Raw genomic sequence first — 11619 nt, forward strand, 5'->3', positions numbered from 1 at the left:
TCTACTCCATATATTCATTATTTGTTAAGCTTCTAACTATGCTATTACAGCAGTCGTAATCATATCCTTTAGATAAAAGAAATCTAAATAATTTTTGAGATAATTTATATTTATCATTTTCTTTTTTCTTTAGTATATTATATTTCTTTTCTGCTAATTTAAAAGCAGTATGATTTTCATCCTCTGAGTCAATATTAGATAATTTATCTAAAAGTATATCTTCACTAATACCTTTTTTTATAAGAGCATATTTTATTTTATTTCTTCCTTGGCTTTTAAGCCTATCCTTTATATACATCTCTGCATATTTTTCATCATTTAAAAGATTATATTCCTTTAAAAATTCTATAGCTCTTTTAATTGTATCCTCTTCAAAACCTCTTTCAATAAGTTTATCTCTTAATTCCTTTTCTGTTTTATAGGTTTTTTCAACTGTTCTAAGTGCTGAATTTTTACATTTTATGAATTCATCTTCTTTTACAAATTCCTTGATTGCTTCAACATCTATTGCAAAATCCTTTTGTATTCCTTGCTTATATATAAGTTCAGCATCACAAGCAAAGGTAAAAACTTCATCCACATAAACATTTACTCTATTTACATTTCTCTTTTGAACTTCTATACTTGTTATTTTTCCCATTTTATCTACTCCATTGGTTTTAATATGTGTATAGTCGGATTATTCAAGTATTTATTACAAACCCTATATATATCCTCACCAGTTAAAGACTCTAATTCTTCCATGCTATTTATAAACTCAGTTATATCTTTTCCTGCTAAACTTTGAACTAATACATAACTACATAAACTGCTACAATCTTCTAATGTGGAAACTACCCCTGTCTTATGAGTCTTTTTCATCATACAAAGCATATCTTCATCAAAGTTTATATTCTTATTTTTTATGTCTAATATAGCTTTGTCTATTACTTCTATCACCTCATCTATGGATTCTTCTCTAACTGATGTAAAAATATTCATTGTATTTACATTTTCATCTAAATCCATTTGACTATATACATCATAGGCTAATCCACGCTCTTCCCTAAGCTCTCTAAATAATATTGAATTTGAACTTTCAGCTAGCTTATAACTTAATATTTTTAATGGAAGTTTATCTTTTTCCTCAACCTCTTTAAATGCATAGAGATAAGTAACAGTTCCCTGCTCTATTTGAGATTTGTAAGTTGTTTTTATTAACTCTTTATTTTTTTCCTTTATTATTTTAGCTTTTTCACATAATTTTCCTTTCCATTTTCCAAATAAGTTTGTTATTATCTTTTGCATTTGATCATGACTAAAAGCACTTACAGTTACAATAACACAATTGTCAGGAGTATAATATTTTTTATAAAAATCATAAACCTCCTTTCTTTTAAATCCCTTAACATGTTCTTCAGTTCCTGCAATAGAATTTTTAAGTGCTGATTTATCAAAAGCATATTCATGAGTTCTGCTAATACTTAAATCTTCAATATCATCCTTATCACTTTTTATTTCTGATAAAACAACACCCTTTTCTTTTTTCATTTCTTTTTCATCAAAAGAAGAATTTAAAACCATGTCACTTAAAAGTTCTATTCCCTTTTCAAATTCCTCATCTAGACAAGTAATGCTATATACTGTTGAAATGTAATCTGTATAAGCATTATAATCTCCACCTAAAAATTCTAATTCTCTATTTAATTGTTCATTACTTCTCTTCTTTGTTCCTTTAAAAAGCATGTGCTCAACAAAATGGCTCATACCTAATTCTTTTTTATCTTCATATAAAGATCCTATATTAAATCCAATATTTATAGATGCTAACCTTGTATCTTTTTTTATTGTTATAACTTTTAACCCATTGGGTAAAATTATGGTATTTTCATCAAATGTCCACCTTTTCATTAAAAACTCCTCTAAAATTATTTATATAAACCTTAGTTTTCATTGTATAATATTAAGTAAGTTAAAACAATATTTTTTAAAGGTTGGTGATTATATGAATAAAACGGTACTTATTGTAGAAGATGAAATACGTATAAGATTTCTTGTAAGAGATTACTTCAAGAAAGATGGTTTTAATGTTTTAGAGGCTTCTGATGGTGAAGAAGCTCTTAGGATATTTTCTGAAAATATAGTTGATTTAGCAATATTAGATATAATGATGCCAAAATTAGATGGTCTTGCTGTTTGTAGAAATATAAGGGAAGTTTCAAATACTCCTATAATATTATTAACAGCTAAAAGCCAAGAGGAAGATAAACTTCTTGGCTATGAGCTTGGAGCTGATGACTATATGACTAAACCATTTAGCCCTAAAGTTTTATTAGCAAAGGCTAAAGCATTATTAAGAAGAACAGGTACATTAAACGATAAAAACATTTTAGATTTCAACGGATTAACAATAAATAAATTATCTCATGAAGTAAAACTAAATGGAGAAGGACTATTACTATCTCCTAAGGAATATGATTTACTTATTTACCTTTCTTCAAATGAAGGTATAGCTTTATCAAGAGATAGGATTCTAGATAATGTTTGGGGATATGATTATTTTGGAGATATAAGAACCGTTGACACTAATATAAAAAGACTTAGAGAAAAATTGCTAGATAAAGCTAATTACATAGCTACTGTTAGGGGAAGTGGCTATAAATTTGAGGTGAAATAGTGAAAAAAAGTATTTCAAAACGACTATTTATTATAACCTTTGGTATAATATTATTTTTAACACTATTCACCATGATTTTTCAAATGACATTTTTTCAAGAATTTTATTTTAAAAGAAAAAGTGATGATTTAAGCAATGCAGTTTTAAAATTTAGAGCTTTATATTCTTATGACATAAAAAATACTGACTCTTTATATAGAGCTTTAAGCCTTTTTGAGCTTGAAAACAACTCTAAAATAGGAATTTACTCTATAGACAGTACTCCAAAATATGTGCCTGATCCAGCTAACAAAAATTCAGAAGCTTTTGATTTATTAAACGATATTTTCAATGAGTTATATAGTGACCCAGATTTTGCAAAAACCTTATTAAATTCAAACTCTGGGGTAACTACAGACTTTAAAAGTAGAAAATACTCAACAAAATATATTGTTTATATGGTTCCATTTTCCCTTAATTCTAAGAATGATTCTATTATTATAGCAATAACATCATTCCAACCAATTGAAGAAGCAAGTGCCTTAATAAAAGATTTTTACAAATATATAATTCTTATAGTAATAGTAATTGGATTGATTTTATCTTATGTATTTTCAAATTTAATTTCCAAGCCTCTAGTTAAATTAAATAAATCTGCAAAGAAAATGAGTGCTATGGACTTTTCTGAAAAGTGTAATATAGAACGTGAAGATGAAATAGGCAATCTAGCTAAAACTTTAAACTTTCTATCTAAAAATCTATCTAATGCCTTAGATGATTTAAAAATAAAAAATAAAAAATTAGAAGAAGATATAGAAAAGGAAAGAGAATTAGAAAAACTTAGAAAAGACTTTATTGCTGGAGCATCTCATGAACTTAAAACTCCTATTGGTATAATATCTGGATATGCTGAAGGAATAAAAGACGGTATAGTTGATTATAAAGATCAAGGAGTTTATTTAGATATAATAATAGATGAAGCAGAAAAAATGAACAAATTAGTTATGGATATGCTTGAACTTTCAAAACTTGAATCTGGGAAAATTGATTTACATACCATAGATTTTTCTCTTACTGAACTTACTGAGGAAGTTCTAGTAAAAAATTCTGTTGATATTAACAAAAATAATTTAACTGTAATAAAAAATTACTCTCTTAATGAAGATTTATATGTTCACGGAGATGACTTTAAAATAGAACAGGTCCTAACTAATTTTGTTACAAATGCTATAAAATACTCTGAACCTAATAATAAAATAATAATAGATATAAAACCAGTTGAAGAAGATAAAATTTACTTCTCAATTGAAAACACCGGTGTCCATATTCCTGATTCAGATATAAATAAGATTTGGACTCAATTTTATAGAGTAGATACTTCAAGAAATAGAGGCTCTAGAAGCACAGGACTTGGACTATCCATAGTTAAGAATCTACTTCAAGCTCATGAAAGTGAATTCGGAGTTATGAATACAGAAAATGGTGTTAAATTCTACTTTACACTAAAAAAATCTAAAGAAATAGATGTAGCAGAAGAAATCTAAATGTCATGTATCAAAGTAATTTTTAATAAAGCTTACAAACACATTCCAACAATTACCATATTACGCTAATAATTTACAATTATTACTCCGAAGATATCACTAAAGTTTAGAAACTTGCTACGCTTCAAACAGTCTAAGCTTTTTAATGTGATATCTTCTAAATAATAATTTAAATTCTAAACCTCATCTATATATTCTCTTCATATTGTTTGTAGGCTTTATTATATTTTTATACAGAATCTTTTAATTTTTTAAAGCATTCCACCATCTACAGTCAATATTTGCCCTGTTAAGTATGAAGATTCATCTGAAGCTAAAAATTTTGCTACTCTTCCAATCTCCTCAATTTCGCCAAATCTATTCATAGGTATTTCTTCCTCTAATCCCTCTTTTTCTTCTTTGCTAAGCCATAAATTCATCTCTGTATTTATTACACCTGGAGCTATACCATTTACTCTTATACCCCAAGGAGCTATTTCTTTTGATAAGGCTTTAGTAAATAAATTCATTCCTCCTTTAGTAGTTGAATATAAAACTTCGCAGGAAGCCCCAACATTTCCCCATATAGATGATATATTTATAATTGATGAATTGCTTGCTTCTCTTAATAAGTCTATAGCATCTCTTGTAAGCTTCATAGCACCTATTAAGTTAACATTCATAATAGAATCTATTTCTTCATCACTAGAATCCATAAATAATCCTATTTTTGATATCCCAGCATTATTTACTAATACATCAAGTTTTCCAAATTTATTTTTAATAGAACTTATTATATTATTTCTCTCATCCTTATTAGCTACATTTCCACCTAAAATCTCTCCTGAACCACCTATTTCCTTAATCATATTTAAGGTTTCATTAGCTCCTTCTAAATCATTATTATATCCAACCAAAACAAAAGCTCCTGCCTTTCCAAATTCCTTTGCTATCCCTCTTCCAATTCCTTTTGAAGCTCCTGTTATATATACAATCTTGCCTAATAATTTTTTCTCCATTAATACTTCATCCTTTTCTTTACAAATATTAAAATTCTCAAAAAATTGTATAAAAATAACTTATTAAAACTTATAATTCTTAGCAATCTCTAGTAATTCTCGTAATATATTTATAAGTTTTATTTTTTTAAAGTTTTGATACAACCTATTAATTTATAAGACTATCTTAAAACATCCCTTATTATTCTCTTTGCATTCTTATAATATATTTTTTCTATTTCATCATCTTTAAAACCTTCTCTTTCCAAAGCACTTAATAATAAGCCCATATTACTTGAATCTTTAATTTCAACTTCATTTTCTATACCATCAAAATCAGATCCTAAGGAAATAACATCTATTCCCCCAATATTTTTTATATGTTTTATATGTCTAACCATATTTCTTATAGAAGCTAAATTTGAATCCTCTTCCCACTCCTCTTTTAAGAAAGTATTACAAAAATTTATTCCTGTTACTCCTCCATTATTAGCTAGCTCCTTAATCATATGATCAGTTAAATTTCTACTATGATTAGTCTGTATTCTACTATTAGAATGAGATGCTATAATTGGACTCTTTGAATATTTTATTACATCATAAAACCCTCCATCAGAAATATGAGAAACATCTATTAACATTCCTAGATTATTCATTTCTTCAACAACTTCTATACCTTTTTTAGTAAGACCTCTGTCCTTATATTTAAACTCATAATTTGGATATCCTAAGTCATTTATATAATTCCAAGTTAAAGTTATTAAAGAGACTCCTTCCTCTTTAAACTCTCTTAACTTTTCAATATCACCATTAATAGCATCTCCCTCTTCAATAGTTAGAAAGGCTCCTATTTTATTCTCTTTTTCTGCATTTTCTAGATCACTTATATTTCTACATAAAACTATATATCTTGAATTCTCATTTATTTCTCTTTTAAAATTCTGTAGCATTTCTTTGCAATAAGAATAAGTATTATAATTACATTCCTTATTTATAAACAAAGCGAAAAATTGAGCTAAATTCTCCCCTTCTCTTAATTTATTTATATCAACTTTCAAATCATTTTTAAAAAGCTTTTTATTTTCTTGAAGCATAAGTGATGCTGTATCACAATGAAAATCTATAAATTTCATAAAAATCTTCATAGGTAAATTCCTATGAAAGTTCACCTCTTTCATCTAATAATATGAATATTTTCACAATATAAACTATATCAAAAATTTTTCTCTTTTTAAATTATTCTCTTGTAATACTATTATTATCAAAAAATTAAAGCCATGTTACAAATTTAAATTGTAACATGACTTTAATTTTTTATTCAGTGTTTTTTAATTTAGATCTGATAATCTTCCATAAAAACTATTTTACAATTATTAATATAAAGGATATTTAGCACATAAAGCCTTAACTCTTGCTTTTAATGGCTCTAAATCTCCATCTTTTTCTTTAATAGCATCATTTATTATAGAAGCTATTTCTTTCATTTCTTCTTCTTTAAATCCTCTAGTTGTTATAGCTGGAGTTCCTATTCTAACACCACTAGTAACAAATGGACTTTTTGTTTCATTTGGTACAGTATTTTTATTTAAAGTTATTCCTATACTATCTAAAAGGATTTCTGCATCCTTACCAGTTATATCTTTATTAGTTAAATCAACAAGTATTAAATGGTTATCAGTTCCATTGGAAACTAATTTAAATCCATAAGATTCTAAAGTTTTCGCTAAAACCTGTGCATTCTTAACAACTTGCTCCATATATGTTTTAAAACTTGGTTCTAATGCTTCCTTAAAACAAACAGCCTTTGCAGCTATTATATGCATTAAAGGACCACCTTGTATTCCTGGGAAGATATTCTTATCTAATACTTTCGCAAATTTTTCTTTACAAAGTATTAATCCTCCTCTTGGTCCTCTTAAAGTTTTATGAGTTGTTGATGTAACAAAGTCAGCATAAGGAACTGGTGATGGATGTAAGCCTGTAGCTACGAGTCCTGCAATATGAGCTATATCAACCATTAAGTATGCTCCTATCTCGTCTGCTATCTCTCTTAAAGTTTTAAAATCTATAATCCTTGAATATGCACTAGCTCCTGCAACTATTAACTTAGGCTTATGCTTAATAGCTAGTTCTCTTACAGTTTCATAATTTATTGTTTCTGTCTCTTTATCTAAACCATATGACACGAAATTAAATAATCTACCTGAGAAGTTAACTGGTGAACCATGTGTTAAGTGTCCTCCATGACTTAAATCCATTCCTAATACAGTATCACCTGGCTCTAATATTGAAAAATAAACAGCCATATTAGCTTGTGATCCTGAATGTGGTTGTACATTAGCATGCTCAGCCCCAAATAATTTTTTCACTCTTTCTCTTGCTAAATCTTCAACCTCATCTACTACGTGACATCCACCATAATATCTTTTTGAAGGATAACCCTCAGCATATTTATTTGTCAAATATGATCCCATAGCTTCCATAACAGCTTTACTAACAAAGTTTTCTGAAGCTATAAGCTCTATACTATTTTCTTGTCTTTCCTTTTCCTTTTGAATAAGATTTGCAATTTGCTTATCTTCTTTTTCTAAGTTTTCAAAATTCATTTTTCTTCACCCCAAACATAAAGTGTATATTACTAATTATAAATTTATTAATTATTTTTATCAATATAAAATAATTTGTTTATATTTTTATTAAACTAATATGAGTTTGTATAGCTTATTTTAACTTTTCATATGTTATAATTACTATATTGGTTATAAATTTACATAGGGGCGAATAATATGGATTTTGATAAAGTATTACACATTGCAACTTTTGCAGGTAGAATAATACTAGAAAGTGGTGGGGAAACTTACAGAGTTGAGGAGACTATTTGTAGAATCTGTGCTGCTTATGGTATTAGATATGCTGAAAGTTTTGTTACTCCAACTGGAATTATGGTTTCTGTTTATGATGACAATAATTACACAACTACCTTAGTAAAAAGAGTTACTAATAGAACTGTTGATTTACAGAAAATTCACTTAGTTAATGAACTTTCAAGAAAACTTTATACTGAAAAATATTCTCTTGATGAGGTTTTAGAAAAATTAATAGATATAAATGAAAATTGTCCTAAATATGATTTTAAAACAAATCTAATATTTTCAGCTATAGTTGCTGCTGGATTTACCACTATATTAGGTGGTACTGTAGAAGACTGCGTAGTATCATTTTTCGTTGGAATGTTTGTAAAATTAACTACCTTTAAGGCTAGTGAATTAGGAATAAACACCTTTTTTATAAATACTTTAGGAGGAGCAATAGCTGCTCTTTTATCATTAACAGCCTATAACTTAGGAATTGGAAGCAATCTAGATACAATGATAATAGGTAGTATAATGCTATTAGTTCCTGGTTTATCTATTACAAATGCTATTAGAGATACAATTGCTGGCGATTTAATATCTGGTCTTATACGAGCTGCTGAAGCCTTCTTAGTAGCTATCTCTATAGCTGTTGGAACTGGTATGGTTATGAGTATTTGGATTTACTTTGGAGGTGGTATATAATTGGTTTTAATTAAAGAAGTTCTAGCTACCTTCATAGCCACTATAGCTTTTGGAGTATTATTTAATATTCATGGAAAGAATTTATTCTTTGCTGGAATAGGTGGCGCCTTAGGATGGCTAGTTTATAAAATAGGACTATATTGTGGACTAAGTGTCATATTATCAATGTTCTTTTCAGCAATTGCCTTTAGTGCTTATTCAGAAATATATGCAAGGATTTTAAAAACTCCAGTAACAACAATAGTTATTTGTGCCTTGATACCTTTAGTTCCTGGAAGCGGTATGTATAATACAATGTACGAGGCTATTCAAGGTGATGCTATGTCAACTTGGAATCAAGCCATAATGACAATATCATCTTCAGGAGCATTAGCTTTAGGAGTTTTATTTGTATCCACAATTACTCGTTTAATAAACAATAGAAAAAAACAATATACTCATGAATCATTAAATCCTAAAAACATCCTATTATTAAAAAAATTTAAAAATAAAAGTAACGTAGATTTTCATACAAAAAAATAGACCACATTTGTGGTCTATTATTTTACAAAACTATTTAGTGTTTTTATTAATTGTTCTAAACCTGCTAATTCTTCTTTATTCTCTTCTCCTATGCCCATACAATTTCTAGCATAGTTTTCTATAATAAGTACTCCAACTTTGTTTATAGCAGCTCTTATGGCAGATATTTGAGTTAATACATCTCTACAACAAACATCCTTATCTACCATTCCTTGAATTCCTTTTACTTGACCCTCTATTTTTCTTAATCTTACAAGTATATCTTTTCTTAAAGCTTCATTATCATTCAAAATTTACACCTCATACCATTATTGTAATCTAATACATACTATATTTTTAATTTATATTATTTCATATTAATTATTTAATATACCTTAATTCTTTATTCAAAGTCAATAAAAGTAGCAATCTATAATTAAGATTTAATTTTTAATTGGTAAATTAATAAAAACTCTTAATTTATAAAGTATATTTTTTACTTACCACCTATATAAACTGACTAAAATTAGCGTGAGTAAAAAAACCCACGCTAATTAAGTTTACTTTAGTATATCAATTTAGATTGCTCAAAAATTACTCTGCCGTATCTTCTTTCTTTATTGTTTCAATTCCTAATTCTTTTAATTGTCCTTCATCTACTATATTAGGTGCTTCAGTTAAATAACAAAATGCATTTTGGTTTTTAGGGAATGTTATAACGTCCTTAATATTTTCAGTTCCTGCTAAGAACATTATCATTCTATCTAAACCGAAAGCTAATCCACCGTGTGGTGGTGGTCCAAATTTAAATGCTTCTAATAAAAATCCAAATCTTTCCCAAGCTGATTCTTGAGTAAATCCTAATACTTCAAACATTTTTTCTTGAAGTTTAGTATCATGTATTCTTATAGATCCTCCACCTAATTCTTCTCCATTTAATACTAAGTCATAAGCCTTAGCTCTAACCCTTCCTGGATCAGTATCTAAGTATTGTATATCCTCATCCATTGGCATTGTAAATGGATGATGAGCTGCAAAATATCTTCCTTCTTCTTCATCATACTCAAGAAGATCAAACTCTGTTATCCATGTAAAGTTAAACTCATTCTTATCTTTAACTAAATCGAATTTTCTTGAAAGCTCTAATCTTAATTCTCCTAAAGCTTTTAAAACTACTGAATTTTTATCAGCAACTATAAGAATTAAATCTCCTGTTTTAGCTCCCATAGTTTCAATTATTTTGTTTAACTCTTCTTCTTGGAAGAATTTAGCTATTGGTGATTTAACACCTTCTTCTTTTAATTGAATCCATGCTAAACCTTTAGCTTTGAAAGTTTTAACGAACTCTCCTAATCTATCAATATCTTTTCTTCCCATAGAAGCTCCGCCTTCTAAGCATAAACCTCTAACAGAACCTCCATTAGCTACAGCATCTGTGAATACTTTAAATCCACATTCTTTAACAACATCGCTTAAGTTTTTGATTTCCATTCCAAATCTTAAATCAGGTTTATCTGAACCGTATTTTTCCATAGCATCTTTAAATGTCATTCTCTTTATTGGAGTTTTTACATCTACTCCTAAAACTTCTTTAAATACATGCTTTATTAAACCTTCATTTAAAGCCATAATGTCATCTTGCTCAACAAATGACATTTCTAAGTCAACTTGAGTAAACTCTGGTTGTCTATTAGCTCTTAAATCTTCATCTCTGAAACACTTAACTATTTGGAAGTATCTATCAAAACCTGATACCATTAATAATTGTTTAAACAATTGTGGTGATTGAGGTAATGCATAGAACATTCCTGGATAGTTTCTTGATGGAACAAGATAGTCTCTAGCTCCTTCTGGAGTTGATTTTGTAAGTATTGGTGTTTCCATTTCTAAGAAACCATTTTGATCTAAATAATCTCTTATTGCTTTAGTTGTCTTATGTCTTATTTTGAAGATATTTTGCATATCTGGTCTTCTTAAATCTAAGTATCTATACTTTAATCTAATACTTTCAGCAGCATCTAAATCTTCTTTTATATATATTGGAGGAGTATCTGATTCAGATAAAATCTTTAATTCCTCAGCTTTTAACTCAACCATACCTGTTGGCATGTTTGGATTTACTGATTCTCTCTTAACTATTTCACCTGTTACAGCAATACAATATTCAGGTCTTATTGATTTTGCTTTTTCTAGGATTTCTTCTCCTAAATCATCATTAAATACAACCTGTAAAATTCCTTCTCTATCTCTTAAGTCTATAAATTGAAGACCTCCAAGATTTCTATTTCTTTGAACCCAACCCATTACGGTTACTTTTTGTCCAATATGGCTTTCTCTAGCGTCTCCACACATTATATTACGCTTTAATCCATTTAAAGCTTCACCCATTTTAATTCTCCTCCTAT

At 28.0% G+C, this 11619-nt stretch carries 11 protein-coding genes; 4 read left to right on the forward strand and 7 right to left on the reverse strand.

Translation table 11 applies throughout. The features are described from left to right. Position 1: 1 nt before the first annotated feature. Together recX and Q1J60_RS00360 are read right to left on the reverse strand one after the other, a co-directional pair. The gene (gene recX, locus Q1J60_RS00355; RefSeq protein WP_300256978.1) at positions 2-640 is read right to left on the reverse strand and encodes a recombination regulator RecX; all 639 of its coding nucleotides are present in this window, start codon (positions 638-640) and stop codon (positions 2-4) included. Positions 641-645: 5 nt separating this feature from the next. After that, positions 646-1890 (reverse strand): M16 family metallopeptidase, encoded by a 1245-nt coding sequence (locus Q1J60_RS00360; protein WP_300256979.1) that lies wholly within the window; start codon positions 1888-1890, stop codon positions 646-648. Positions 1891-1984: 94 nt separating this feature from the next. Between Q1J60_RS00360 and Q1J60_RS00365 the strand changes: the two genes are divergently transcribed. Next, entirely contained in the window at positions 1985-2656 is a 672-nt protein-coding gene (locus tag Q1J60_RS00365; RefSeq protein WP_300256980.1) for a response regulator transcription factor, read from the forward strand. After that, positions 2656-4179: a HAMP domain-containing sensor histidine kinase gene (locus Q1J60_RS00370; RefSeq protein ID WP_300256982.1), complete on the forward strand. Its 1524-nt coding sequence runs from the start codon at positions 2656-2658 to the stop codon at positions 4177-4179. Before Q1J60_RS00365 ends, Q1J60_RS00370 begins: the two co-directional genes overlap by 1 nt. Positions 4180-4430: 251 nt before the next feature. On the opposite strand, the gene ymfI is transcribed toward Q1J60_RS00370, so the two are convergent. The 3 genes from ymfI to glyA all read right to left on the reverse strand — a co-directional run bounded on the left by ymfI (position 4431) and on the right by glyA (position 7762). After that, a complete protein-coding gene (gene ymfI, locus Q1J60_RS00375; RefSeq protein WP_300256984.1) occupies positions 4431-5177 on the reverse strand; it encodes an elongation factor P 5-aminopentanone reductase in 747 nt (248 codons plus the stop codon). A 161-nt stretch (positions 5178-5338) separates the two neighbouring features. Next, positions 5339-6301 carry a dipeptidase gene (locus Q1J60_RS00380; RefSeq protein WP_300256985.1) on the reverse strand — a complete coding sequence of 321 codons (963 nt, stop codon included), beginning with the start codon at positions 6299-6301 and terminating at the stop codon, positions 5339-5341. Positions 6302-6529: 228 nt separating this feature from the next. After that, positions 6530-7762: a serine hydroxymethyltransferase gene (gene glyA, locus Q1J60_RS00385; RefSeq protein ID WP_300256987.1), complete on the reverse strand. Its 1233-nt coding sequence runs from the start codon at positions 7760-7762 to the stop codon at positions 6530-6532. A 180-nt stretch (positions 7763-7942) separates the two neighbouring features. Here glyA and Q1J60_RS00390 point away from each other — a divergent pair, with 180 nt between their 5' ends. Then, a complete protein-coding gene (locus Q1J60_RS00390) occupies positions 7943-8713 on the forward strand; it encodes a threonine/serine exporter family protein (RefSeq protein ID WP_300256990.1) in 771 nt (256 codons plus the stop codon). Then, complete coding sequence (locus Q1J60_RS00395; RefSeq protein WP_300256993.1) at positions 8714-9235, forward strand: threonine/serine exporter family protein; 522 nt, start codon at positions 8714-8716, stop codon at positions 9233-9235. It abuts the gene before it with no gap. A 17-nt stretch (positions 9236-9252) separates the two neighbouring features. Here the strand turns inward: Q1J60_RS00395 and Q1J60_RS00400 are convergent, their stop codons facing one another. Further along, positions 9253-9525: a metal-sensitive transcriptional regulator gene (locus Q1J60_RS00400; protein WP_300256995.1), complete on the reverse strand. Its 273-nt coding sequence runs from the start codon at positions 9523-9525 to the stop codon at positions 9253-9255. 283 nt (positions 9526-9808) lie between these two features. Next, complete coding sequence (gene aspS / locus Q1J60_RS00405) at positions 9809-11602, reverse strand: aspartate--tRNA ligase (protein WP_300256997.1); 1794 nt, start codon at positions 11600-11602, stop codon at positions 9809-9811. Positions 11603-11619 lie beyond the last annotated feature (17 nt).

The organism is Clostridium sp. (genome assembly GCF_029258205.1).
GTDB lineage: Bacteria > Bacillota > Clostridia > Clostridiales > Clostridiaceae > Sarcina.